The sequence below is a fragment of the Serratia sp. CC22-02 genome (assembly GCF_900182895.1).
Lineage (GTDB): Bacteria > Pseudomonadota > Gammaproteobacteria > Enterobacterales > Enterobacteriaceae > Serratia > Serratia nevei.
In genome coordinates, this window is record NZ_FXUD01000001.1 from 1,066,620 (window position 1) to 1,091,902 (window position 25,283).

General features: G+C 59.1%; 24 protein-coding genes and 1 pseudogene. 14 read left to right on the forward strand and 11 right to left on the reverse strand.

The annotated features are described in order from the left end of the window. The first annotated feature begins 24 nt into the window (after positions 1–24). Together QOL81_RS05080 and spt are read left to right on the forward strand one after the other, a co-directional pair. The gene (locus tag QOL81_RS05080; RefSeq protein WP_019453571.1) at positions 25–285 is read left to right on the forward strand and encodes an acyl carrier protein; all 261 of its coding nucleotides are present in this window, start codon (positions 25–27) and stop codon (positions 283–285) included. After that, positions 272–1,444 carry a serine palmitoyltransferase gene (spt, locus tag QOL81_RS05085; RefSeq protein WP_283439706.1) on the forward strand — a complete coding sequence of 391 codons (1,173 nt, stop codon included), beginning with the start codon at positions 272–274 and terminating at the stop codon, positions 1,442–1,444. Before QOL81_RS05080 ends, spt begins: the two co-directional genes overlap by 14 nt. 70 nt (positions 1,445–1,514) lie before the next feature. Here the strand turns inward: spt and QOL81_RS05090 are convergent, their stop codons facing one another. After that, positions 1,515–2,246, reverse strand: a complete 732-nt coding sequence (locus tag QOL81_RS05090; protein ID WP_070914553.1) for a nucleoside/nucleotide kinase family protein — start codon at positions 2,244–2,246, stop codon at positions 1,515–1,517. Positions 2,247–2,616: 370 nt separating this feature from the next. Here QOL81_RS05090 and QOL81_RS05095 point away from each other — a divergent pair, with 370 nt between their 5' ends. The 8 genes from QOL81_RS05095 to QOL81_RS05130 all read left to right on the forward strand — a co-directional run bounded on the left by QOL81_RS05095 (position 2,617) and on the right by QOL81_RS05130 (position 9,905). Then, positions 2,617–3,342: a nucleoside/nucleotide kinase family protein gene (locus tag QOL81_RS05095; RefSeq protein WP_070914552.1), complete on the forward strand. Its 726-nt coding sequence runs from the start codon at positions 2,617–2,619 to the stop codon at positions 3,340–3,342. 30 nt (positions 3,343–3,372) lie between these two features. Continuing rightward, positions 3,373–4,167: a nucleoside/nucleotide kinase family protein gene (locus tag QOL81_RS05100; RefSeq protein ID WP_070914551.1), complete on the forward strand. Its 795-nt coding sequence runs from the start codon at positions 3,373–3,375 to the stop codon at positions 4,165–4,167. Between the two features lie 72 nt (positions 4,168–4,239). After that, positions 4,240–5,574: a lipopolysaccharide biosynthesis protein gene (locus tag QOL81_RS05105; protein WP_049200021.1), complete on the forward strand. Its 1,335-nt coding sequence runs from the start codon at positions 4,240–4,242 to the stop codon at positions 5,572–5,574. Beyond that, positions 5,574–6,443 (forward strand): hypothetical protein, encoded by an 870-nt coding sequence (locus QOL81_RS05110; protein ID WP_147840119.1) that lies wholly within the window; start codon positions 5,574–5,576, stop codon positions 6,441–6,443. The genes QOL81_RS05105 and QOL81_RS05110 overlap by 1 nt, the downstream gene beginning before the upstream one ends. A 20-nt stretch (positions 6,444–6,463) precedes the next feature. Further along, positions 6,464–7,030, forward strand: a complete 567-nt coding sequence (locus QOL81_RS05115) for a YtfJ family protein (RefSeq protein ID WP_283439744.1) — start codon at positions 6,464–6,466, stop codon at positions 7,028–7,030. Positions 7,031–7,058: 28 nt separating this feature from the next. After that, positions 7,059–8,129, forward strand: coding sequence for an LPS export ABC transporter permease LptF (gene lptF, locus QOL81_RS05120; RefSeq protein ID WP_283439707.1), 1,071 nt, complete (start codon positions 7,059–7,061; stop codon positions 8,127–8,129). Beyond that, on the forward strand, positions 8,126–9,205 hold the full coding sequence (lptG, locus tag QOL81_RS05125) for an LPS export ABC transporter permease LptG (protein WP_070914547.1): 1,080 nt from the start codon (positions 8,126–8,128) through the stop codon (positions 9,203–9,205). The genes lptF and lptG overlap by 4 nt, the downstream gene beginning before the upstream one ends. A gap of 157 nt (positions 9,206–9,362) precedes the next feature. Next, the gene (locus QOL81_RS05130; RefSeq protein ID WP_197826888.1) at positions 9,363–9,905 is read left to right on the forward strand and encodes a DUF3916 domain-containing protein; all 543 of its coding nucleotides are present in this window, start codon (positions 9,363–9,365) and stop codon (positions 9,903–9,905) included. Between the two features lie 150 nt (positions 9,906–10,055). On the opposite strand, the pseudogene QOL81_RS05135 reads toward QOL81_RS05130, so the two are convergent. Next, positions 10,056–10,328 (reverse strand): annotated as a pseudogene (locus tag QOL81_RS05135) (serine hydrolase domain-containing protein); the annotation flags it as partial. Positions 10,329–10,685: 357 nt separating this feature from the next. Here QOL81_RS05135 and QOL81_RS05140 point away from each other — a divergent pair. Together QOL81_RS05140 and QOL81_RS05145 are read left to right on the forward strand one after the other, a co-directional pair. Beyond that, on the forward strand, positions 10,686–11,444 hold the full coding sequence (locus tag QOL81_RS05140) for an ankyrin repeat domain-containing protein (RefSeq protein ID WP_049202126.1): 759 nt from the start codon (positions 10,686–10,688) through the stop codon (positions 11,442–11,444). Between the two features lie 147 nt (positions 11,445–11,591). Further along, the gene (locus QOL81_RS05145; RefSeq protein ID WP_283439708.1) at positions 11,592–12,365 is read left to right on the forward strand and encodes an ankyrin repeat domain-containing protein; all 774 of its coding nucleotides are present in this window, start codon (positions 11,592–11,594) and stop codon (positions 12,363–12,365) included. An 89-nt stretch (positions 12,366–12,454) separates the two neighbouring features. Here the strand turns inward: QOL81_RS05145 and QOL81_RS05150 are convergent, their stop codons facing one another. Next, positions 12,455–13,762 carry a serine hydrolase domain-containing protein gene (locus QOL81_RS05150; RefSeq protein WP_283439709.1) on the reverse strand — a complete coding sequence of 436 codons (1,308 nt, stop codon included), beginning with the start codon at positions 13,760–13,762 and terminating at the stop codon, positions 12,455–12,457. A 107-nt stretch (positions 13,763–13,869) separates the two neighbouring features. On the opposite strand from QOL81_RS05150, the gene QOL81_RS05155 reads away from it, so the two are divergent. Next, positions 13,870–14,799: a LysR family transcriptional regulator gene (locus tag QOL81_RS05155; RefSeq protein ID WP_283439710.1), complete on the forward strand. Its 930-nt coding sequence runs from the start codon at positions 13,870–13,872 to the stop codon at positions 14,797–14,799. 398 nt (positions 14,800–15,197) lie between these two features. Here the strand turns inward: QOL81_RS05155 and QOL81_RS05160 are convergent, their stop codons facing one another. Then, positions 15,198–15,971, reverse strand: a complete 774-nt coding sequence (locus QOL81_RS05160; RefSeq protein ID WP_142110222.1) for an LEM-3-like GIY-YIG domain-containing protein — start codon at positions 15,969–15,971, stop codon at positions 15,198–15,200. Positions 15,972–16,314: 343 nt separating this feature from the next. Here QOL81_RS05160 and QOL81_RS05165 point away from each other — a divergent pair, with 343 nt between their 5' ends. After that, on the forward strand, positions 16,315–17,319 hold the full coding sequence (locus QOL81_RS05165) for a LacI family DNA-binding transcriptional regulator (protein ID WP_060420277.1): 1,005 nt from the start codon (positions 16,315–16,317) through the stop codon (positions 17,317–17,319). Positions 17,320–17,325: 6 nt separating this feature from the next. Here QOL81_RS05165 and araD read toward each other — a convergent pair whose 3' ends face one another. The 7 genes from araD to QOL81_RS05200 form a co-directional block, all read right to left on the reverse strand. Next, positions 17,326–18,018, reverse strand: coding sequence for an L-ribulose-5-phosphate 4-epimerase (gene araD, locus QOL81_RS05170; protein WP_033632583.1), 693 nt, complete (start codon positions 18,016–18,018; stop codon positions 17,326–17,328). After that, entirely contained in the window at positions 18,012–18,881 is an 870-nt protein-coding gene (locus QOL81_RS05175) for an L-ribulose-5-phosphate 3-epimerase (protein ID WP_283439711.1), read from the reverse strand. The genes araD and QOL81_RS05175 overlap by 7 nt, the downstream gene beginning before the upstream one ends. Beyond that, positions 18,868–20,355: an FGGY-family carbohydrate kinase gene (locus QOL81_RS05180; RefSeq protein ID WP_283439712.1), complete on the reverse strand. Its 1,488-nt coding sequence runs from the start codon at positions 20,353–20,355 to the stop codon at positions 18,868–18,870. Before QOL81_RS05180 ends, QOL81_RS05175 begins: the two co-directional genes overlap by 14 nt. Positions 20,356–20,363: 8 nt before the next feature. After that, on the reverse strand, positions 20,364–21,353 hold the full coding sequence (locus QOL81_RS05185; RefSeq protein ID WP_169318616.1) for an ABC transporter permease: 990 nt from the start codon (positions 21,351–21,353) through the stop codon (positions 20,364–20,366). After that, positions 21,350–22,840, reverse strand: coding sequence for a sugar ABC transporter ATP-binding protein (locus QOL81_RS05190; protein WP_043136367.1), 1,491 nt, complete (start codon positions 22,838–22,840; stop codon positions 21,350–21,352). The genes QOL81_RS05185 and QOL81_RS05190 overlap by 4 nt, the downstream gene beginning before the upstream one ends. 54 nt (positions 22,841–22,894) lie before the next feature. After that, complete coding sequence (locus tag QOL81_RS05195) at positions 22,895–23,812, reverse strand: ABC transporter substrate-binding protein (protein ID WP_015378502.1); 918 nt, start codon at positions 23,810–23,812, stop codon at positions 22,895–22,897. Between the two features lie 135 nt (positions 23,813–23,947). Further along, positions 23,948–25,015, reverse strand: a complete 1,068-nt coding sequence (locus tag QOL81_RS05200; RefSeq protein ID WP_060420265.1) for a zinc-binding dehydrogenase — start codon at positions 25,013–25,015, stop codon at positions 23,948–23,950. Positions 25,016–25,283: the final 268 nt, after the last annotated feature.

Genomic DNA, 25,283 nt, shown 5'->3' on the forward strand with positions numbered 1-25,283 from the left:
AAATAGAGGTGTGTCAACGTTCTTATGCTAAATCGCGATGCTGTAATGGATTATATCCTGACGTGTTTGCAAGGTATCGTCGAAGGCGGAGTGGAAATAAAACCTGATAGCGATCTCGTCAATGATCTTGGCCTGGAATCCATCAGAGTCCTGGATCTGCTGATGATGCTGGAAGATGAATTAGATATCTCCATTCCTATCAATATATTGCTTGATGTCAGAACGCCTGAGCAACTGCTTGACGCGCTGCGCCCTTATCTGGAGAAAAGCCATGGGACTGTATGATAAGTTTGCGCGGCTCGCCAATGACCGTGAACAATTTCAAACGTCCGGTCTGAATCCGTTCGGCACCTGTATCGACGAAGTGTATTCCGCCACCCAGGGCCGCATCGGCGATCAAAAGATTGTCCTCGCCGGCACCAATAATTATCTCGGCCTGACGTTTGATGCGCAGGCGATCGCCGCCGGCCAATCGGCCCTGGCCGCACTCGGCACCGGCACCACCGGCTCGCGCATGGCGAACGGCAGCTACGGATCGCACCTGACGCTGGAACGGGAGCTGGCGGAATTCTTCGATCGCCCCAGCGCCATCGTATTCTCCACCGGCTATACCGCCAACCTGGGCGTCATCAGCACCCTGGCGGGGCCGGGCTCCGTGGTGTTGATCGACGCGGACAGCCACGCGAGCATTTACGACGCCTGCGCCCTCGGCGGCGCGGAGATTATTCGCTTCCGCCACAACGACGCCGCCGATCTGGAGCGCCGCATGCTGCGCCTGGGCGAACGGGCCCGCGAGGCGATCATTATCGTGGAAGGCATCTACAGCATGCTGGGCGACGTCGCCCCGCTGGTGGAAATCGTCGACATCAAGCGGCGGCTCGGCGGCTATCTGCTGGTGGACGAAGCACACTCCTTCGGCGTGATGGGCGAGCACGGCCGCGGCCTGGCCGAAGCGCTGGGCGTCGAGCAAGACGTGGATATCATCCTGGGCACCTTCAGCAAAAGCCTGGCTTCGATCGGCGGTTTCGCCGTCGGCGGCATGGGGATGGACGTGCTGCGCTACAGCAGCCGGCCGTATATCTTTACCGCGTCGCCGTCGCCTTCCAGCATCGCGTCGGTGCGCACGGCGCTGCAAAAAATCGCGCGCCATCCCGAGCTGCGGGAAAAACTGTGGAGCAATGCGCGCCGCCTGTACCACGGACTCGCCGAGCTGGGGTATACCCTGGGGCCGCGCATCAGCCCGGTGGTGCCGGTGATGATCGGTTCGAAGGAAGAAGGGCTGCGTTTCTGGCGCGAGCTGATCGCCCACGGCGTGTATGTGAATCTGGTGCTGCCACCGGCCGCGCCGGCGGGCGTTACCCTGCTGCGCTGCAGCGTCAATGCCGCGCACAGCGATGAAGAAATAGACACCATCGTGCGCGCCTTTGCGGCGCTGAAAAAATAAAGCCTTTTCCTCTCGGCCGCGGCGGCGGTGCCGAAAATGGCATCGCCGCCCTGCCGAACCGATGCGCACCTCAGTGCGCAGCCGTTGATACCTCATCAGTCGAATAGCGATACCCCTGCGCCGCCATAAATTCCGCGATGGCTTTTTCCGCCGCAGAAAGCACCTCCTCGATCGGCCGATCGGCATCAAGATCCACGATGTCGGCACCTTCGAACGTCAATAACGGCGTGACGGCGATCTTCTTCTCCAGCGCCGCTTTGCGGTGATCGGGTTTGCGCGCGCAGGCCACCGCCAGACTGACATTCAGCTTGAGCACCAGATCCGGTTTTTGCCCCGCCATCCATTGGAACGCCGCCCGCTCGCGCGCCGCCAGCCAACGGACAAACCGGCTCCCTTCAACGTCGACGGGAAATACCGTGCCGTCGTAAGCGCCGGGAATTTGCGCCTGCGGAAAACGGTCGGTCAACACAATGAACCCTTGCCGACGAAACGCCAGCATGCGGCGAAAACGCAGCAGCCGCCGCCCCACGAAAGCGATGATCACCGCCGACGGCAACAGGCCAATCCGGGATTTTTTCGTTTTGACTTTTTTGGTATTGCTCTCGATCGCCTTGCCCACCGAGCGCCCGAGCAGCGGCAATTTCGCCGCCGCGCGCCCGACGTTGCCCGCCTGTTTGCCCAGATGCACCTGCACCGCCGGGCCATAATGTTTCACATATTCGATCAGATGTTCACAAACGGTGGACTTACCCGATCCGTCGCTGCCAATAACCGCAATCAACGGCGGAAATTTTGCACTCATAATAAGACTCTCTTTCAATACACCAGAAACGGCGTGCCATGTTTGAAGCGAAATCACGCTTAACCTTGCTCGGCAGCCGCGCAAAATAAATTGCCTCAGCGCAGTGCCAAACAGCACAAAAGATTAAGCGAAAATTAAAAACCTCTGCTCTTTTTCCGCTGCGGGCCATGCCGGAAATTAACATAAAAAGCGAAACTGACCTGCGCGCGAACAATTAGCACAAAATAACAAGAACGAACGCCATGAATATCAATTCAAATAACAAACCAAAATACCCATCTCATTATTTTATCGTGGCAAAGCACAATAAATATCTTGAACCCAAGGCGTATTGGAATACAATAGTTTTTTTCGCATTGGATCAATTATTGTGAGTCAGCAGATAAGACCTTCGTCTGATCGCTCGCCCGTGCGCGTAATAGCGATAACCGGCTGTGACGGCTCGGGAAAATCTACCTTGGCCGCCAGTCTGGTCAACGCCTTATCGGCAAAAGAACCTGCCGAACTGCTTTATCTCGGCCAGTCTTCCGGGCGTATCGGCGAATGGATCAGTTCACTGCCGATTATTGGCGCGCCCTTCGGGCGTTATTTACTGAAGAAATCGCAGCGCGTGCACGATCGCCCTTCCACACCGCCGGATAATGCCACGGCGCTGGTGATCTTTTTACTTTCCTATTGGCGCGTTTATAAATTCCGCCGCATGCTGAAGAAAAGTCGCCGGGGCGCATTGCTGATTACCGATCGTTATCCGCAGGCCGAAGTGGCAGGGTTTCGTTTCGATGGCCCGCAACTGGCGAAAACCGCCGGCGGCAATCGCTGGGTACGCTGGCTGAGAAAGCGCGAACAAAACCTGTACCAATGGATGGCGTCTTATCAGCCCTTATTATTAATTCGGCTGGATATTGACGAGCAAACGGCCTATTCACGCAAACCCGATCACTCGCTGGCGGCGTTGCGTGAAAAGATCGCCGTCATCCCGCACCTGACGTTTAACGGCGCTAACATACTGGATTTAGACGGCCGCGAACCGGCCAGCCATATTTTCGACGAATCGCTGCGCGCCGTTAAAATATCGCTGAGGGCCGCCAATGCCTAGCCGACAAATAACCTTTTCGTACCGAAACAGATGAAAAAAAATAAACTCACTGCCGAACAGCACTCCTCTTCCACCTGCATTAGCGGGCTGATTGCCGTGGTGGGCAGCGACGGCACGGGCAAGTCCACGCTGACCGCCGATCTGGTCAAGAACCTGCAGCAGCATCGCCCCACGCAGCGGCGCTATTTAGGGCTGATCTCCGGCGAAGACGGCGACAAAATCAAGAAGTTGCCGTTCATCGGCGTGTGGCTGGAACGGCGCCTGGCGGCCAAATCCGATAAAACCCAACGCATGAGCAACAGGCCGCCGGCACTGTGGGCGGCGCTGATCATGTACGGCTTTTCGCTGTGGCGCGCCTCCAACCTGCGCAAGGTGCGGCGGCTGGCGCAGAGCGGCGTGCTGGTGATCAGCGATCGCTACCCGCAGGCGGAAATTTCTGGTTTTTACTACGACGGACCCGGTATCGGCGTGGAGCGCGCAAAAGGCTGGCTATTGAGCCGCCTGGCGGCGCGCGAACGCCGTTTATATCAACGCATGGCCGTCTATCGGCCGGCGCTGATCATTCGCCTCGATATCGACGTCGATACGGCGTTTTCCCGCAAGCCCGATCACAGCTATGACGAGCTGAAAGACAAGATTTCCGCCATGGTGCGCCTGCAGTACAACGGCGCGCGCATCATCGAGCTGGACGCCAGAGCCCCTTACGACGAGGTGCTGAGCAACGCGCTCAACGCCATTTCGGCCGTGGTGCCCCCCGTGAAGCGCCCACAGAGCGACATCGGGCAACCCGGCGAAAACGCCGGCGAAGAAACTCAGGTTTATTAAACGCATACAGGGCAAGCGCATGACAGCGGAACACAAGATGCAGCAAAACAACGATAACGGCTGGTTTGGGTTATGAAACGGTGGTTTTCCGATGGCGCGTTTCGCTCCATTTTACGTAATGCCGCCTACTTAGGCTCCGGCAGCGTGGCCAGCGCGCTGCTCGGCCTGCTGGCGCTCTCCTGCGCCGGTAAAGGCATGTCGCCTGAAATGTTCGGCGTGCTGGTGGTGATCCAGGCCTATACCAAAGCGGTCAGCGATTTCATCAAATTCCAGACCTGGCAGTTTGTGGTGCAATTCGGTACCCCGGCGCTGGAGCACCAAAACACCGGGCGCTTCCGCGACGTCGTCGCCTTCTCCTTCGGGCTGGATATCGCCAGCGGCGTCATCGCCGTGCTGGGCGGCATGATCATGCTGCCGTTCTTGTCCCACGCCCTGGGGCTGGACAGCGAAAGTTTCTGGCTCGCCATGCTGTACTGCACCCTGATCCCGTCGATGACTTCGTCCACGCCGACCGGCGTGCTGCGCGCCTTCAACCGCTTCGATCTCATCGCCATCCAGCAGGCGATCAAGCCGTTCCTGCAGGCGGTGGGCAGCGTCATTTCCTATTATTTCGATCTGGGATTCCCCGGCTTTATCGTCACCTGGTACGCCTCTAACCTGATCGGCGGCACGCTGTTTTGGTGGTTCACCGCGCGCGAGCTGCGCCGCCGCGATATCCACGGCGCGCTGAGGCCACGGCTGTTCAACGTCGCACGCCGCATCGAGGGCGCCTGGAACTTCGTCTGGACCACCAACATCGCCCATACCATCTGGGCCGCGCGCAACTCCTGCACCACCGTGCTGGTGGGCGTGGTGCTCGGGCCGGCCGCCGCCGGGCTGTTCAAGATCGCCATGACCTTCTTCGATGCGACGGGCACCCCGGCCAAGCTGCTGGAGAAAAGCTTCTATCCCGAGATCATGCGCCTGGACCCGCGCACCAAGACCCCGTGGCTGCTGGGCCTGCGCTCCTCGCTGCTGGCCGGCGGCATCGGCCTGGCCGTCGCGGTGTTGATGCTGCTGGTGGGCAAGCCGCTCATTTCCGCCGTCTTCGGGCAGCAATACCTGGAAGCCTATGACCTGATTCAAATCATGCTGGGCGCGATCATCGTTTCCATGATGGGCTTCCCGCAGGAATCCTTACTGTTTATGGCAGGCAAGCAGCGCGCCTTCCTGATCGCGCAGGCGACGGCCTCGGCGGCCTACATTGCGCTGCTGGTGTCGATGGCATATGCCTTCGGCGTGCAGGGCGCCGCCTTCGCTTATTTACTGGGGCAATGTTTAGACGTTCTGTTATCCCTGATACCGACGATCGGCGCCTACCGCAATCGCTTTATGTTGGGGCTGAATGTGCCCAAAGAGAGTAATTAATGACCGCTAACGATAATTGGAAGAAGTTCTCCGCCGAAACCACCCAGGCGCTGTTTGTCGCGGTGGAAGAGGATGACCTGGTTGAGGCGAATATCAGCCTGCCGCAGCAGATTGATTTGCAGTGTTCCCCTGAGAGCATTCGGGACAACTACGCGCTGTGCCTGCAGTTTTGGGAAGACGGCTTTTCCCGCCGCGAGCTGCTGCAATTGGTGAATGGTTTCCTGCAAGACCCGCAGTTGGCGGCGGCCACCCGCATGCGCTACAAATATATCCGCGCCCGCTATAAGCACCTGCGCTTCGCCCAGCAGCTGTACGGCGCGCCCCACCGCGCCAACCGCCTGTTCCACACCACCACCGTGGTGCTCGGCCATTTTCAGGATGCGTTTCGCAACGGCAACCAGAAGAACCTGACGCTGTACGGCAACCTGCTGCGGCTGCTGCTCAGCAAGCCAGTGTGGTCGTCCGTGCGCTATGCGCTGCGCCACACCCGCCTGGAAAGCGCACAGGGCTTTATCACCTACCGCCAGGAACAGATGCGCCAGCTGCAGACGCTGATCGCCAGCCCGGCGCTGACCGGGCACCAGTTCCACGACGTGCGCAAAATCGTCAGCCGCCAGGTCTCATTTTACGACACGCTGAGATCGATCGATCCCGACAACCGCGAAGCCCGGCAGATCTCGCGCTTCCTGGCGGCGATTAACGGCCTGATGGGCGACCGCCATGACGTGATGGTGGCGGACAAGCTGGCCGGCGGCGATATCTATGATCGGCCGGCGATCCTGGATATCGACATCCGTCAGCGCCTGGAGCTGCTGCTGGCGCGCTTTCCGCTGTCGTTTTCCCAGCCGGCCATCGCGGCGGGCAGATAAGCGCGTTGCGCGGAGCCATGATGACGTTACGCCGCTTGCTGCCCCTCGCGCTGCTGCTGTCGCCGCTGGCGGCGTCAGCGCATAACTTCGTGCATGGCCGGCCGGTGGCGCCGATCGCCATCGCCGATCGCGGCGAGCTGCTGCTGCGCAACGGCGATTTCAACTACCGGCCGTGGAACAGCGCAAAGCTGGCGGGCAAGGTGCGGGTGATCCAGTACATCGCCGGGCGCACCTCCGCCAAAAAGAAGAACTCGCTGCTGATCAACGCCGTCAAAGACGCGAACCTGCCGGGCGATCGCTTCCAGCCCACCACCATCGTCAACACCGACGACGCGATACCGGGCTCCGGCTTCTTCGTGCGCGGCAAGATCGAGAAAAACAAGCGGCATTACCCCTGGGCGCAGTTCATCGTCGACAGCGACGGGCTGGGGCGCATGGCCTGGCGGCTGCCGGAGGAGAGCTCCACCATCGTGGTGCTGGACAAGGCCGGGCGCGTGCAGTGGGCGAAGGACGGCGCACTCACCCCGCAGGAGGTTGACCAGGTGATCGCCCTGCTGCGCACCCTGATCGACCGGGAGACGCCATGACGCGCACACCGCCGGGAGCCGATGACGCATGTCTTTGATTGAACGCTATATCACGGTTGAGATCCGCCGCCTGGTGATGATGATCGCCGGGTTTCTGATCTTCATGTTCGCCAGCTACTCCGCCCAGCGCTACCTGACCGACGCCGCCAACGGCACGCTGGCGCTGCGGGTGGTGGCCGAGGTGGTTTTCTATAAATCGCTGATCGCGCTGGAGATGATATTGCCCGTCGCGCTGTATGTCTCGGTGGCGGTGGCGCTGAGCCAGCTGTACAGCGATGCGGAGATCACCGCCATGCTGGCCGCCGGTGCCAGCCCGCTGCGGCTGTATAAGGCAGTGCTGATACTGGCCGTGCCGCTGGCGATAGCGGTCACGCTGCTGTCGCTGTATGGCAGGCCCTGGGCATACGCCAATATTTATCAGCTGCAGCAACAGTCGCAGTCGGTGCTGGACGTGAGCCACCTGCAGGCCGACAAATTCAACGTTAGCGGCAACGGCCGCATGATCCTCGCCAATCACGTCGACAAAACGGCCAACCACCTGACGGACGCCCTGATTTATGTGCGCGGCGGCCATCACACCAACCTGTACCGCGCGCAGTCGGTGGAGGTGCTCGACGCCTCCCCCGCCAGCCCCGCCGTGCGGCTGAAAACCGGCACCGCCTATGTGCTGGATCGCCAGGGCACCGACGACAACGGGCAGAACTACGACAACTTTGATATCGCGCTCAAGCCGTTCGTGCCCAGCGCCGAGAGCCGGCACAAGTCGGCCTCGCCGGCGGAGCTGGCGCGCTCCGCCGATCCGGGTGACGCCGCCGAACTGCAATGGCGCGAGAGCCGCGGGCTGACCACCGTGCTGATGGTACTGCTGGCGATCCCCTTTAGCCGCATCAAGCCGCGACAGGGGCGCTACGCCGCGCTGTTGCCCCTGACGGTGCTGTTTACCGTGATTTTCTATGGCGGTAACATTTGCCGCACGCTGGTGGCCAACGGCTCTCTGCCGACGATCCCCGGCGTTTGGCTGGTGCCGATAGCCATGGCTGCTGGTATCGCCCTGCTGCTGGCACGCGACTTATCCCTGCTGCGGACACCCTCCCGATGACTATTTTTAGCCGTTACCTGATCCGCAACGTGTTCATCGGCTTCGCCGCCGCGGCCGGGCTGCTCATCCCGCTGTTCACCACCTTCACGCTGATCAACGAGCTGGAGGACGTGACCCCGGGCGGCTACCGCTGGCAGCAGGCGCTGCTGGTGACCGTGCTGACCCTGCCGCGCAGCCTGGTCGATCTGGGGCCGTTTATCGCGCTGCTCGGCGGCATCGTCGGGCTGGGGCAGCTGTCGAAAACCCTGGAACTGACCGCGATCCGCTCCGCCGGGATGTCGATATTCCGCATTGCGCTGGTAATGCTCGCCGCCGGGCTGCTGATGAACCTCTCGCTCGGTGCCCTCGATGAGTGGGCGGCCTCGCCGCTGCAGCAGCGCGCGCTGCAGATGAAGAACAACGCCCTGGCGCAGTCTAACGATAACGACGTCACCGTTAACCCACTGTGGGCACGGCGCGGCAACGAGTTTGTGACGGTCAAAACCGTCGATGAGAACGACCAGCCCCACGGCATTGAGATCTTCCGTTATCAGGCCAACCGCGCGCTGGAATCTTACCTTTACGCCGACAGCGCCAGCACCGCCGCCGACGGCAGCTGGCTGCTGCACAACGTGATGCAAAAAAGCTGGCAAGGCGGAAAGGAGACGATTGAGCGGCAAAGCAGCCTGCCGTGGCGCTCGCTGTTCGCCGTGCCGAGCCTGAAAGAGCTGACCCTGCCGGCCGGCAGCTTCTCGCTCCAACAGCTGGAACGCTATATCGATTACCTGCAAGGCTCGGGGCAGCCCAGCACCGAATACCGCCTGGCGTTGTGGAAAAAACTCGGCCAGCCCCTGCTGGTGCTGGCGATGATTCTATTGGCCATCCCGTTTACCTTTACCGCTCCACGCGCCCCCGGCATGGGCAGCCGATTAGCGCTCGGCGTGATCGTCGGGCTGCTGACCTACATCGCTTACCAGATCGTCCTCAACCTGGGGTTGCTGTTCGCCCTCAACGCGCCCTTCACCGCCCTCGCTCCACCGCTTTTGATCCTGGCGCTAGCGTTGGCGCTGGTTTATCGGTTTGATCGGCGGGGTTAGTTAGCCTGGGAGCTAGATAAAGCGACCTGAGCTGACATTAAGCAGGGCGGCTGGTTAAAAACAGTGTAACTACATGGGGTTAAGAAATCTGAAACAGAAGCACACCAAGTATGAGACGATGGCGTAAATTCATGAGTAGACAGGGAAATTGCAGCACATGAGTAGACGCTTAAACAGAGATTACCGCACAAAAATAAGAAACATTCCCCGCCGTTTGAAGGCACTTAAGCGTTGGTCCGAAACCTTCCATGATCCAGCACGGGCTGACTTTTCTGAGGACAGACATTACTGGAATTACAAAATACCTGTAGAAATCAACCTGGTTGAAGGAAAGCACAGTAACAAAAAAATTAAGGCTGACTGTGCGCAGGCCTTGATAAATGCCTGTGCTAATTTGATGCTCGCAACAGCAGATTGCGACGACAAGCCGCGAATTACTGCCGTCATCTGCCTCCCGGACATGTTTACCAGCGAAATCTGTTTGTACCATTCAGATGAGTATTTTCAGGGTTTTATTTCAGAAGACAGTTCTGACAATGGTTCATCGATAATTTTAAAAGAACGCAGCCTTGCTAAGGAATGGGGACTTATTCTTCCAGATGGCGTGCAAGAATTAGGTGTTGCAATTGAATACCATGGCGGTGATGACCCCGATGAGTGGTTTACTGGCGAACGTTGGCATTATGGTCAACTACAATAATTCAGACATTCACTCTCCCCTGCTTTAAGAAATGAGTCAGGGATATGTTTAGTTTAAAGTTTTGAATGGCGGGGATAAAAAGCAATAAAAACAGGGTGATAGTGAGTAACATTCAGATAATGCCCATCTGCAAAGATGGGCTTATCGACGTTAACGCAATTCCTTCGCTATCGCGCTAAACATCAGCGAAGCCTCCAGCGGTTGCGCGCTGAAAGAAGGCTCCGCCTGCGGCCAGGTGGACCACTGGACGATCACCAGATTCTCCGCCTGATTGACCATAATCATCTGTCCGAAGATCCCCAGTGCCCATAGGGAATGTTTCAGGGAAGCCTGCGGAACGGGTTCTACGTTGACCGCATTCACCGGCACTTCGTTGTTCCACCACTGGTAGCCGTAAATGCCGTTAGGATGCGCTGCCGATACTAAGGCGCGATTGAACTAGGAGATGGATTCAAAACACCCAGTCCCCCTTTTGAGAACAAGAACTTTCCGGTTAACATTTGGCCGGCTTTACAAATTGGCCTGAGCCGTTATTATCCCTTATTTGGTGTCCTATGCGCCGTTAGCTACCGCTGACTGCCGTTCGATAACATGCCCCTCAGGGGGCCATCGAGTGCAAGGAGTGCGAGCGCCCGCCTGAACAGGCCAAGGTGCAGCAAGCAAAGGAAGAGACACGCTATGTTTTCCAGTTTGAAACTGCTGTATATCGCCGATGATATTATTTCACCTGATGATTGAAGATCAGAAAGACGAGGATGTCGCCACTATCAGGGGGAGAATATGAGCAAGTGGATAATGGCAATGGCGTTACTGTTTACTGTTCTCATGATGCAAGGATGCAAAAAAAACATGGAATATGAACCACAGGATTTTTTTGAAGGCCGTCAATTGGAAGTCGCACAGCTGATTTATGATGGCGACGAAGTGAAACTGAATGAGAAGCTTCCTTCAATAAGCAAGGAAGAACTGAATCGACCAGTGAAAGCAGACATGACCCTGCTGTTTTGGTCGGTGTTGAACTCAATCTATGATAAAAACACGCCGGAAAGGCTGAAAATAATAACCGACCTGGTAAAAGCTGGCGCAGACCCGTTGCAGCCCAGACCGGAGGGCGGGAGCAGCCCGGCGGAATTCGTCATGAAAGCCGACAAGGGGATTTGGGTCAAAGCCATGCTCGACGGCGGTTTACCGCCAAACGCAAAAGATAAGGTATTCAATGAGCCCATTGTATTCCAAACAATCAAAGCCAAAAACCCTGAAACATTAAAGGTGATGCTGGATTATGGCGCGGATATAAACATCAGAGACTCCTTGCAACAAACCTTATTAATGGATGCTTTTTTTAGCTCAGCCTTTGAGCATATGACCTTACTGCTCAATCGGGGTGCGAATCCTAACCCGGTAAATATAAACAATCTTTCGCTGTTAACAGCAGTGAATCGGCAAATAAAAGACAGCCAAGATGGCTCAGAATACAATGTACAGTGTAAGAAAATACTCGAGCTCATGCTTTTGAAAGGAGCAAAGGAAACACAGTAATTTCATCAACGCAGATCTGACAGCTGCCGGTTATTATACTGTAGCTGTCAGGTTACATCTGGTTTTCGATAAACACGCTATAGACCACGCAATCAAACGGATTGAAGACCAGAAAGACGAGGATGCCACCATTCTCAGGGGGAGAATATGAGCAAATTGATAATGGCAATAGCGCTACTGTTTACTGTTCTCATGGTGCAAGGATGCAACAAAAGCATGGAATATGAGCCACAGGATTTTTTTGAAGGCCGGCAGCTGGACATCGCACAGCTGATTTATGATGGCGATGAAGTGAAACTGAAAGAGAAGCTTCCTTCAATAAGCAAGGAAGAACTGAATCGACCAGTGAAAGCAGACATGACCCTGCTGTTTTGGTCGGTGTTGAACTCAATCTATGATAAAAACACGCTGGAAAGGCTGAAAATAATAACCGAGCTGGTTAAATCTGGCGCAGACCCATTGCAGCCCAGACCGGAAGGGGGAAGCAGCCCGGCGGAATTTGTCATGAAAGCCGACAAGGGAATTTGGATCAAGGCCATGCTCGACGGAGGTTTACCGCCAAACGCAAAAGACAAGGTATTCAATCAACCCATTATATTCGAAGCTTTAGAAGCGAAAAACCCTGAAACGTTAAAGGTGATGCTGGATTATGGTGCGGATATAAATACAATGGATTCATTGGGGAATACCATATTAATAAGCTCTCTGGATTCTCGTTCGTTTGATCATACTATACTTCTGTTGGAGAGAGGTGCAGATAATAAAATCAAGGGTAAGTTTGGTTGGACTATGGGCAATCAGCTCCAACGCTTTATAGATAGAGGGGTAGGCGATGCCGAGGATAAAGAAAAAATTAACAAGATAAAAGAGTTATTAATTAAAAACGGTGGAGACTGGCCTCCTCTACCTGTAGAGAATTGAGACTCCCTTAAGGTCAGCGTCGAAGACATGGAATATGCCGCTCAGAGGCAGAATGGCAACCGCCATCCGCCCCTGCTCGCTCCGTGGAATTAACGCAGTTCCTTCGCTATCGCACTAAACATCAGCGAGGCCTCCAGCGGTTGTGCGCTGAAAGAAGGCTCCGCCTGCGGCCAGGTGGACCACTGGACGATCACCAGATTCTCCGCCTGATTGACCATAATCATCTGGCCGAAGATCCCCAGCGCCCACAGAGAATGCTTGAGGGAGGCCTGCGGAATGGGTTCCACGTTGATCGCATTCACCGGCACTTCGTTGTTCCACCATTGGAAGCCGTAAATACCGTTAGGATGCGCCGCTGATACCGAACCCGCCGCCTGCGTCCAGTTGGACGACTGGGCTACCCAATCTTCCGGCAGGATCTGTTTGCCGTTCGTCAGCTTCCCGTTATGCAGAATGAATTCGCCGAAACGCCCCCAGTCTTCCAGCGTGGCGTTGAAGCCGTGCGCGCCCACGTCGTGCTGGCCTTTGGCGTAGGCATGCCACACGCCGTCGCTCGCCATGCCGTAGGGCTGCCAGATGCTTTGCTGCAGATAGGCCGCCAGCGGCATACCGGTGGCGCGCTCCAGCACGTCGCCCAGCAGCCACGCGCCGCCGGAGGAGTAAGACCAGTTCTGCCCGGCCGGATGCGCGCGGTGCAAACCGGCCACCAGCTTGCGCACGCAGGCGTAGGTGCCGGGCCTGGCTTCACACTCGGTCAGCTGCGCGAAGTCCGATTTCGGGTTGGTGTAATCCTCATTCCACGCCACGCCGGAGGTGTGAGTGATCAGCTGCCTGAGGGTCACGCCGTCCCACGCGGTGCCTTTCAGATCGGGTTCGTATTGCGTGATGAGATCGTCGAGCGAGCGGATCTTGCCCTGTTTAATCGCCACGCCCACCAGCGTGGCGACCACGGATTTGCCCACGGAGCGCGATGTCCACAGGGTAGCGTCGGTATTACCCTGCCCCAGGTATTTCCAGGCGATTTTGCCGTCTTTCAATACCAGCATGCCGCTGACGTTCTGGCGCTGCAGGTAATCCTGCAGGTGGTAGGTTTTGCCATTCACCCGATAGCTGGCATCGGTTAGCTGTTTAGCGGCAGTAAGCAGCTGCGTGGCGTTGCCATGGTGAAATACATCCCCCGCATAGTTGCGGTAGTCGTTACGAAAACCGATCACCCGATCGCTCTGGCTCCAGGTGAGCATCTTGTGCGTGTCCGGCAATTGCGCATCGAAAGGCGCGGGACAGGCGCTGAGTTCGGTGCCCGCACAGGCGGCCAGCGCGGCGGGCGCCAACAGGCCGCTGCAGAGACTGATGACAACGCCCGCCAGCAGCCTGCGGTTAAACACTTTGCTTTTCATATTTTTTCTCGCATAGCTCAGGAAGGCGTTCAGCTTAAAAAAACGCGGCCTATAATAAAAAACGCCTGATGGGGGAAAATCCCCCGCAAAATCGACGGGAGAACCGCGTGCCGAGCCTGATTTATTCCTTTGCCCAACTGGAAGCCTTCACCGCCGTGGCCGAGCACGGCAGCCTGGCGAAAGCCGCGCTCAAGCTGGGCAAAGACCGCACGACGCTGCGCGATTTGATTGATTTTCTCGAGGATGGTTTGGGCTATGCGCTGTTCCTGCGCGAGGGGCGCAGCCTGCACCTGACGCCGGAAGGCGAACAGCTGCAGCGCCAGGCGCACCTGCTGATGCGCCAGGTGAAAGCGTTTGAGGCATTTGCCAAAGACGTGCCGAAGAGCGCGGCGCAGGAAATCTCACTGGTCTACGATCCCTTCACGCCCCGGGCGCTGCTGCAGGCACTGATTGCCGCCATGGCCCAGCGCAACACGCGCCTGAGCCTGATTAACGCCTCGCGCGACGAAGCGGAAAGGCTGCTGGCAAACGGCCAGGCCGATCTGGGGATCTGCCAGGCGCGCCATCGCAGCGTGGGCGACGCCATGGAGTGGCGCGCCCTAGGGGCGATAGAGATGGATTTTTACGCCGCCAAAACGCTTTTCCCTGGCGCGGAACAGCCGCTCTCGCTGCTGGAACTCTCGCTCACGCCGCAGGTGATCATGCACCCGGATTCTGACGAACCGGTGGCGCGCCGCCTGCAAATTTCCGGGCATACAATATTTACCAACGAGCTGGAAATGCTACGCGCCCTGCTCGAACAGGGCTGCGGCTGGGGATTCCTGCCGACGCACATGCATGCCGAACAGTGGGAAAACGTCAACACGCTGCGCACCGAAGTCGGCAGCCAGGGCATCAGCCAAACCATGGTGACCATCTGGAAGCCGGGCAATGACCGGCGGGTGCTGATTGAAGAGACGTTGGCGCTGTTGCCGAGGTTGTGGCGGGGGTTGGGGAGTGAAAAGTCGCTGCTAGATTCGCGGTGTTGTTATCGGTAGTCGATCGTGGGGATCATCACCTGCGTTGTTTATACTATACGATCATGCTTGAGCGGGGGATTGCTGTTTCCCCCAGTGAGTGCCTCACCGCCGTCGCTCCAGCGCTGCTGGCGCTGGTTTATTGCTTTGATAGGCGGCATTTGAGGGGCGGCTTTGAGCGAGTATCAGGAGTTCGCAATTGTTCTCACATAAGTTGTATGTATTCCTAACATTTTTGTGTATTAACAAATGGGAGGCCGGCCATGTTCCTATCTACACAGATAAAACACGGGTGCTAACCTACTGCCATTAATCCATATACAAGCAGATAAGTAATGCCTATTGTCGGCACTCAGCGGACATGTATGGATTACGACAAAAAATGGCTACAGAAACGGTAGCCATTCATCATTCAGAAATCAAAAACCTGGAGAATATTTCACAGGAGACATAGCACCTTTCTTTCTTAGAACATCCGGGATTTTTTTATCAAGATAAATCTTTGTTATCTCAGGAGGTGCTACTCTTCCTCGGAATCCAAAGCGAAATTTTTGAGTAGATTCAAACTCATCGTCTGCATCCCATGAAGACATCTCTGGGAAATTATCACGAGTAGATTTGAGCCACTCATCAGCAACATACACTCCCCTTACGATTCCCTTCACTGTAGCCAGTATGACTTCAGCCTTACAGGCACGTTCAACGTTTACGCGCCAGCTAAAACGTACGGCATCATAGAGGTCTACATCTTTTGAGCTTCTGTTAACTGATATCATTAAGACTTTATGCTGGAACACAACCGTTTCAGGTTGGTATGTGGCGATTAGCTCTTTAATGTGTGCAGCACCATATTCATTACTGCCGGCACCATTCATGATGTTAGTTAAACCGGGATAGGCATCTATAAGTGCGGCCTCGACCTCGTAAGCAGTTTTTTGATCAGACATTCCATGCCGATGGATAACATGGATAACTTCAAGACCTGCCAGTCTTATTTCCCTAAGTTGCTTGAGTTTATTACTAAGTAATTCATCATCATCAGCTGCCGCAACCTCACCACGCATATGAGCAAATACACGGTTACCTTTCCCTTTCCCCACGTAGAAAGTACTTCCATCTCTTGGATCAATCAATCGGTATACATACCAACCAAGATGTTCCATAACTCCCGGTGGAAACTCATTAATATCCATGTCAAAACACCTATCGCTTGATTTAAAAAACATTAGTTAAACATAGCACTGCCATTTAATGGCTTATAGAACCCATCAATTCCCCCCAGTAGTTGATACAGTGAAAAATTAACCCTAGGCACAAAGCATCCTTATCCCGTGGAACACACCTTACCGCACTTTCCTGCAATAAAAATCCGCCACTCGAAATAATTAAAAAGATACTAATCAACAAAATTTATCATTAACTATTTTTGCATTTTATTATTTTCCCTTCCCACAAACAAATCTCCCCCCCCCTAGCACCGCCCCCGCCCTTTCCCTACAATAAGGGATCTGTTGAGGCATAACGCAAGGAAAGACGGTGTCGAAAGCCAATCCCAATGCCACTATCGTGGATATCGCCCGCCGCGCCAGGGTGACCAATATCACCGTTTCCCGCGCCTTCAATAAGCCCGAGCTGGTCAAGCCGGAAACCCGCGAGCGCATTCACGCCATCGCCAAAGAGCTGAACTATGTGCCCAACGCGTTCGCGCAGGGGCTGAAAAGCAGCAGCAGCCAGATTATCGGCATCGTCACCAGCAGCATGTACAACCCGTTCTATTCCGGCCTGATCAAAACCGTGTCGCGCATTGCGCGCCAGCAGGGCTACCAGATCATGCTGTTCGACACCGACGGCAGCGAAGAGGCGGAAATGCGCGCCATTCAGGCGCTGTTCGGTTACAAGGCGCGCGGCATCCTGCTCTCGGCGGTGCGCGACGACAAGCGCTACCGCCCCGCCTATCTCGAGCTGGCCGAGGTGTACGGCGTGCCGCTGATCCTGATCGACCGTGACCTTTACGATCAGCAGCTAAGCGGCGTGTTCCTCGATAACCGCGAGATTGGCGTGCTGGCCGGGCGCTATCTGGCGGAGCAGCCGGAGAAGAAGCTGCTGATCATCGGCGGCCCGGCGGATTCGGAAATTACGCTAACGCGCACCGCCGGCATCGTCGCGGCGCTGCAGGGCAGCGGCCGTGAGATTCATATCATCAACGGCGACTACGATTTCACCTCGCAAGAGAGCGAGGTGCGCGCCTATCTGGCGCAGCCGGAGAACCGCCCGGATTACATCATCGGCCTGAACGGCATCATCACGCTGGGCGCCATCGCCATCTGCCACGAGATGGGGCTTTATGAGCAGGTGAAGTTCTTCTCGATAGACGAACCGCCGCGCGCCGGCGCTTACGGCCTGCACATTCCGGGGGTGTATCACGATACGCAGAAACTGGGGGAGATCGCCGCGGAGCTGCTGTTCAGCGCCATTCACAGCCCGCGCGGCGAGCTGCCGGTGCGCAGAGAGTTCTTCACCGGCTCGCTGTTGAATCGCTGACGGGCGCTATTGCCCGTAGTAGGCGTGTTTGCCGTGCTTGCGCAGGAAATGTTTATCCAATAGCTCCGGCTGCATCGGGGCGATGGCCGGCGCCAGCTGGCGCGTCGCCATCGCCATGATCGCCACCTCTTCCAGCACCACCGCGTTGTGCACCGCATCCGCCGCGTCCTTGCCCCAGGCGAACGGGCCGTGGGAATAGACCAGCACTCCCGGCACCTGCTGCGGATCGCGCCCCGCCTGATTGAAGGTTTCGATAATCACCTTGCCGGTTTCCCCCTCGTAATCGCCGGCGATCTCCGCCTCGCTCATCGGCCGGGTGCAGGGAATGTCGCCGTAAAAGTAGTCGGCGTGGGTGGTGCCCAGCGCCGGGATCGGCTGCCCGGCCTGCGCCCAGATGGTGGCGTTGCGGCTGTGGGTGTGCACCACGCCGCCGATGTCGGCGAAGGCGCGGTACAGCGCCAGGTGGGTGGCGGTGTCGGATGAGGGCTTGCGGTGCCCTTCGCGCACCTTGCCCTCCAGATCCACCACCACCAGATCCTCCAGCGTCATCGCCTCGTAGGCGATGCCCGAAGGCTTGATCACCACCAGCCCGCTCTGGCGGTCGATCGCCGAGACGTTGCCCCAGGTAAAGGTTACCAGCCCGTATGCCGGCAGGCTGAGGTTAGCGGCCAGCACCTGCCGCTTGAGTTCGTTCAGCATGCGATGCCTCCCTCATTCATCTGTTGTTCGATCCAGGCCTTGGCCTGGGCGATGCGTTGCTTGTCCTGCCCGTCTTCGCGCGCCCACATCTCCAGCAGGTAGGGGCCGCGATAGCCGAGCGCATTGAGCACGGAAAAGGCGTGGGCGAAATCCACGCAGCCCTCGCCGAACGGCACGTCGCGGAACTGCCCGGCGCTGCCCGGCCCCACCGCCACGGTGTCTTTGAGGTGCACGGCGGTGATGCTGCCGATGCCCAGCGCCAGCTCGGCGGCGACGTCGTTGCCCCAGGCGCTGAGGTTGCCGAGATCGGGATACACCGTGAACCACGGGCTGTTGACGTGGCGGGCGATGTCGCGCCATTTACTGATGCTATTGATGAACGGCGTGTCCATCACCTCCACCGACAGCATTACCTGCGCCCTGGCGGCCTGCGCCGCCGCCCACTGAATGCCCTCGATAAAGCGTTCGCGGCTGTGGCGATCGGCGGGTTCGTAATAGACGTCGTAGCCCGCCAGCTGGATGTTGCGGATGCCGAGATCCGTCGCCAGTTCCAGCGCCTTGCTCATCAGCCCCCGCGCCCGCTCGCGGGTGGCAGCGTCATGGCTGCCGAACGGCTCGCGCCGGTGCGCCGACAGGCACAGGCTCGGCACCGTCACCCCGCTGTCGAGCCGCGCCTGGATAAACGCCAGCCGCTGGCGGCGATCCCAGTCCAGCCGCTGCTGGCGCGCCGGCTGCTCGTCGATCGACATCTCCACAAATTCAAAGCCCAGCTCGGCGGCGGTGGCCAGCCGCTGCGGCCAGCTCATATCGGCGGGCAGCGCCTTTTCATACAGCCCCAGACAGGCGGCGTTAGTCGTTTGCATCAGTCACCTCACTCAAAGCCTGGGCGACCGCCAGATAGCGCGCCTGCTGGGCGCGCAGGCGCCGATGGGCGGCGGTCGCGGGATAATAACAGCGCAGCTTGGGCGGCGCGGCGGCGATCGCTTCGGCGAACCCGGCGTACTCCCCGGCGCCGACGGCGGCGCACAGGGCAGCGGCGCGGCAGCCGCTCTGGCGCGTTTCCACCACCTCGAGCGGCAGGTTGCCGGCGTCGGCGTACATCTGCATCCACACCTCGGACTGCGTCGGCCCGCCGGTCATGCGCACCCGCTCAATGCGCGGATTCAGCTGCACCATGCGCTCCTGATGAATCAGGTGCGAGAACACGATGCCCTGGTAGATCGCCTGCACCACGTCCGCCATCTCGTGGTGGGCGCTCAGGCCGATCAGCCCGCCCGGCGTGTTGCCGCCGAGGTTGGAGCCGTACAGATAAGGCAGGAACAGCAGCCCGCTGGGCTGCTCGCGGCGTTCGGCCACCCAGGCGTTGAACTGGGCGTAGCGCTGCCGGTCGTCGGCGCAGAACTGGCGCAGGAACCAGGCCAGGTTACCGGCCGAGGTCGGGCTGCCTTCGTGCACGAAATAGCGGCCGTCGATGCAGTAGCGCCCCCAGGCGTAGGGGTAATCGGCGGGAATGATGCGCTCGGTCACGCAGGTGGCGATCGACCAGGTGCCCGCCACCGCGCTGAGCGTGCGATCGTCGGCCACGCCGGAGCTGAGCGCCGCGCCCACCACGTCGAACAGGCCGCCGTACACCGCGGTGCCCGTTCGCAGGCCGCACTGCGCCGCCGCCGCGGCCGTCACCTGCCCGGCCAACTGCGCGGAGCCGATCACCGGCGCGGTCTTCTCCTGCGCCTCTTCGATGCCGAAGGCCGCCATCAGCGCCGGATCGTAAGTGCCGCTGTGCTGGTTAAACAGGTTGCTGCCGGAGATGTTGGTCACCTCGGCCGCCGCCTCGCCGGTGAGGCGAAAGCGCAGGTAGTCGTGCGCCATCAGGATGCGATCGACGGCGGCGTACTGCGCCGGTTGCCGCTGCTTCAGCCAGCGCAGCAGCAGCGCCGGGTGGCTGGGCCACAGCGGCTGCAGGCTGCGCGAGTAGGTCTGCGCATCCACCCCGGCGCGGCGCAGCTCAGCCGCCGTGGCCGCCGCGCGGTTGTCCGAAGAGAGGATGCCGTTGCCGACCGGCTTGCCGTGGCGGTCGATGGCGTACAGCCCTTTGCCGTGCGCCGAAAAGCTGACGCCGCGCACCTGCCCGGCCTCCAATCCCGCCGCGTGCAGCGTCTGGCGGATCGCCGCGCAAACGTCATCCCACAGCGCGTCCATATTGCGTTCGCTGAAGCCCGGCTGGGCGGCAATCGCCGCGCCGTCGCGCTCGGCAACTGCCAGCTCTTCGCCGCTTGCCCGGTACAGCCCGGCCTTGATCACCGTGCCGCCGACGTCTATGCCAAGAAAGACTGACATCGCGCCTCCTATTTGCGCCGCACGGAGCTGAGGTAGATGGCGGCCAGGATGATGCCGCCCTTCACCACGTTCTGGATATACGGCGATACGTTCATCAGATTGAGGCCGTTGTTGAGTACCCCGAGCATCATCGCCCCCACCAGCGTGCCAATGATGGCGCCGCGCCCGCCGGAGATCGCCGCCCCGCCCAGCACCACCGCGGCGATGGCGTCCAGCTCGAAGCCTTCGCCGGCGTTGGGCTGCCCGCTCATCAGGCGCGAGGTCAGCACCAGCCCGGCCAGCGCGGCGGTCAGGCCGCTGATCACGTACACCAGCATCTTGTAGCGCGGCACGCGGATGCCGCTCAGGCGCGCCGCCTCTTCGTTGCCACCCATCGCGTAGACGTAGCGGCCGAACGGCAGCTGGTTGAGCATCAGCCAGGCCAGCAGGTACACGCCGAGCATGATCAGGATCGGCACCTGGATGCCCAGCACCGTGCCGCGGCCAAAGAACGCGAAGACGTCGGGCAGGCCGGAGATTGGGTAGCCGCCGGTATAGAGCAGCGCCAGGCCGCGGGCGATGCCCATCGACGCCAGGGTGACGATGATCGGCGGCATGCGCAGGTAGGCGATGCAGGCGCCGTTGGCCAGGCCGAACAGCGCGCCGACCGCCAGCGCCGCCACCATCGCCAGCGGGATCGGCACCGCCGCCAGCATCAGCCCGGCGGCGACCGAGCCGGCCAGCGCCATCACCGGCCCCACCGAGAGATCGATGCCGCCGGTCAGGATGGCGCAGGTCATGCCCACCGCGATGATGGCATTGATAGACACCTGGCGCGCCACGTTGGTCAGGTTGTTGACGCTGAGGAAGCTGTCGTTCAGCAGGCTCATCAATACGAACAGGACAGCGAAGCCGATAAACGGCAAGACCGCCGGGTGATGCAGCAGTTTTTCCCAGCGCTTGCCGAGGCTGGGGCCGGCGGCGCGGCGCGCCACGGCGGGTTGTTCAATTCCGATCATAAGGCACTCCCGGTCGCGTGAAGCATGATGTGGTTGGATTCGATGTCGTCGCCGGTCAGCTCGGCGACGATGTGGCCGCCGCGAAACACCAGCACGCGGTCGCACACGCCGATGATCTCCGGCAGTTCGGAGGAAATCATGATGATGGAGATGCCCTGCAGGGTCAGTTGCTGCATCAGCTGGTAGATCTCGGCCTTGGCGCCCACGTCGATGCCGCGCGTCGGCTCGTCGAAGATCAGGATGTTGCAGTCGTTGTTGAGCCAGCGGGCGATCACCACCTTCTGTTGGTTGCCGCCGCTCAGGGTGCTGACGGCGGTCTCGGCGTCCGGGGTTTTCACGCCCACGGCGCGGATCAGCCGCTGCACCACGTCGCGATCCTTACGGGCGCTGACGAAGATCTTGCCGCGCCGGTGGTGCCGGTTGAGGGTGATGTTCTGCGCCACCGAGAACGGCAGCACCAGGCCCTCGGTTTTGCGGCTCTCCGGCAGCAGGCCGATACCCTGCGCCAGCGCCTGCGCCGGGGAGCGCAGCGCCGCCGGTTGGCCGCCGAGGCTGACGCGTTTGCGGTGGCAGCGGCTGGCGCCGATCAGCGCCGAGACGGTCTCGGTGCGCCCGGAGCCCACCAGCCCGGCGAAGCCAAGGATCTCACCCTTGTGCAGGTGGAAGCGGTCGGTCGCGCCATGCTTCTCGCGCTGGATCTCCGCCTCCAGCAGCACCGTCGCGGTATCGACCGGGTGCTGTTTCACCGGGAAAGCGTTCTCGATTTTGCGCCCGACCATCAGCCGCACCAGCTCTTCCACGTTGGTGTCGCCGGTAGCCAGCGTTTCGATGTAGGCGCCGTCGCGCAGCACGGTAATGCGATCGCAGATGGTGAAGATCTCGTCCAGGTGGTGCGAGATAAACACCATGCCGACGCCCAGCAGCCGCAGATCGTTCATCACGCTGAACAGGTGCTCGGCCTCGCCCGGCGTCAGCGTGGCGGTCGGCTCATCCAGCACCAGCACCCGCGCCTCCAGCGACAGTGCCTTGGCGATCTCAACGAACTGCTGCTGCGCCACGCTCAACTGCTCCACCGGGCAATCGAGATCGATAGCCACCGTCAGCCGCTTGAAAATGGCCTCGGCCTTGCGGCGCATCGCCCGGCGATCCAGCAGGCCCCAGCGGTTCCTGATCTCCCGGTTGAGGAAGATGTTGTCGATGGCGCTCATATAGGGAATCAACGAGAATTCCTGAAAAATAATGCCGACCCCGGCCTCGATCGCCTGGCGATAGTTGTTAAAGCGGCGCTGCTCGCCGTCGATAAAAATATCGCCCTCGTCCGGCTGATAGATGCCGCACATGATTTTCACCAGCGTCGATTTGCCGGCGCCGTTTTCGCCCAACAGGGCGTGCACTTCGCCGCGCTGAATGGCCAGATCGATGCCGTCCAGCGCCTTCACGCCGGGAAAGCTTTTCTTTATTCGCTTCAGTTCCAGTAAAGGTGTCACCGCATTACCCTCCGCGCCGAACGCCCCGCCGCAGCGGGGCGAACCCGGCCGCTGTTACCAGCTAAAGCCGGCCGCATTGCTGCGGTCGATCAGCTTCACTTTGACCGGCACGGTTTTCGGCACCGTGGCGCCCCAGTAGCGGGCCAGCGCAATGCCGAGCGCGATGCGCAGCTGGTCGCGCGGGAACTGCGCCGAGGTGGCGATGAACGGCGAGTTCGGCTTGAGGATCTCTTTGATGGCTTCCGGCTGGCCGTCGACGCTCACCAGCTTGACCTTGGCGCCGTTGCTTTCGATCGCCGCCAGCGCGCCGAGCGCGCCGACGTCGTTGACGCTGAAGATGCCCGCCAGATCCGGCGCCGACTGCAGCATGTTTTCGGTCACGGTCAGCGCGGTGTCACGCTCCTGCTTACCGTTTTGCTTGGTGACGATCTTGATGTCGGGGTATTTCTTCATCGCCGCTTCAAAGCCGCGCACGCGCTCCAGGATCGGCACCACCGGGATGCCGTCGAGGATCGCCACCTTGCCTTTGCCGCCCAGCGCTTTCGCCAGGTACTCGCCCGCCTGGAAGCCGGCGTCGTAGTTTTCCGAGCCGACGAACGAGTCCAGCGGCCCTTCCGCCTGCGCGTCGATCGCCACCACCACCGCGCCGGCCTTATGGGCGGAGATCACCGCCGACTGCACCCCCACCGAATCGGTCGGGTTGATCAGCAGGATGTCTACCTTCTTCTGCAGCATGTCTTCCACGTCGCCGATCTGTTTGGCGACGTCATGGCGCGCATCGGCCACGTACACCTTGGCGCCGATATCCGCCGCCGCCTGATCCAGCGCCTGCTTCATGGTGACGAAGTAGTCGTTGTTCATTTCCTGGAACGACATACCGATAGTGATTTGCTTGGCCAGCGCCCCATGGCTGGCCGCCAACATTCCACCGGCGACGATAAAAGGCAGGGTCTTTTTGAATAATGAAAACATAGCCAATTCTCCTGTAGGGAAGCTTCTTGTTGTGGTTATCAGAGCAACAGCATGTCTTTACGTTTGGCCGACCGGCCGGCCCCCCATTGCGAGCGGGCCGGCGGTCGTGACTGCAACAGCGGTACAGCGGGAGGGTCAGGGAACCAGGATCACCTTGATGGAGTCGGTCGAGTCCGCCAGGGCGAAGGCTTCGTCCCAGTCGTTCAATGAATAGCTGTGGGTAATCACGCCATTGGAAGTCACCAGCCCGCGCTCGAACAGATCGATGGCGATTTCGTAGCTGTAGGGCGCCAGGTGCGCGCCGCGGATGTCCAGCTCTTTGCGATCGCCGATGATGGACCAGTCGACGGTGGTTTCCTTGCCGAACACGCTGAACTCCACGAAGCGGCCCAGCTTGCGGATCATCTGCAGCCCCTGGGTGACGCCGATCGGCGCGCCGGTGGCCTCGATGTAGACGTCGCAGCCGTAGCCGCCGGTCAGCGATTTGACGATCTGGTCGGCGTCTTCCTTCAGCGGGTTGATCACCACGTCGGCGCCAAATTCTTTCGCCAGCGCCAGCCGCTCGTCGATGGCGTCGATCACGATCAGTTTCTTCGGCGTTTTCAGGCGCGCCACCTGCACCATGCACAGCCCGAGTGGCCCGGCGCCGGCCAGCACCACCACGTCGTCCAGCTGGATGTCGCCGCGCGCCACGGTGTGGATGGCGCAGGCCATCGGTTCAATCAATACTGCGTCTTCATGGCTCAGGCTTTCCGGGATCTTGTGCACGATGGCGTTCTCGGAAAAGCGCATGTACTCCGCCATGCCGCCCTCCGCCACGTCTTTTTGGAAACCGTAAATGTTATGCGTCTCACACATCCAGTAGCTGCCGGATTTGCAGTAGCGGCACTCCCAGCACGGCACGATCTGCTCGGCGATCACCCGCTCGCCGAGCCGGTATTTGCCTTCCGCGCCCTCGCCCAGCGCGGCGATGCGGCCGTAGAACTCGTGGCCCGGCACCACCGGCGGTTTAACCCACGGGTTCTCCCCCCAAAACATCTGTGCGCCATTCTTGCACTTGCAGTCGCCGGCGCAGATGCCGCAGCCTTCCACCTTGATCACCAGCTCGCGCGCCTTCGGCAGCGGCGTGGGCACCTGTTCGAAACGATAGTCCTGCGGGCCGTGGCAAACGACCGCACGCATTTTTTCCGGCAACTGGCTCATCTCTTCCTCCAATACACTCGATAAACGCTTGAATTTTCTTAATGTTGACGTTGTCATTTTTATCAAACAAAAAACAAAAAACGTTATAAAGTGATAAATTTCAATTGATTAATCATCAAACACCCAGGAAAACTCAAAATGACAACGTGAACATAGAGCGACATATAACCAAAGCTGCAAAAATAATTATTTGAGCAAAATCACATATTGTTAACATTACGGCTAAAAATGCTACAAATGCGGATCGCGATCCCATTTACGGGATCGT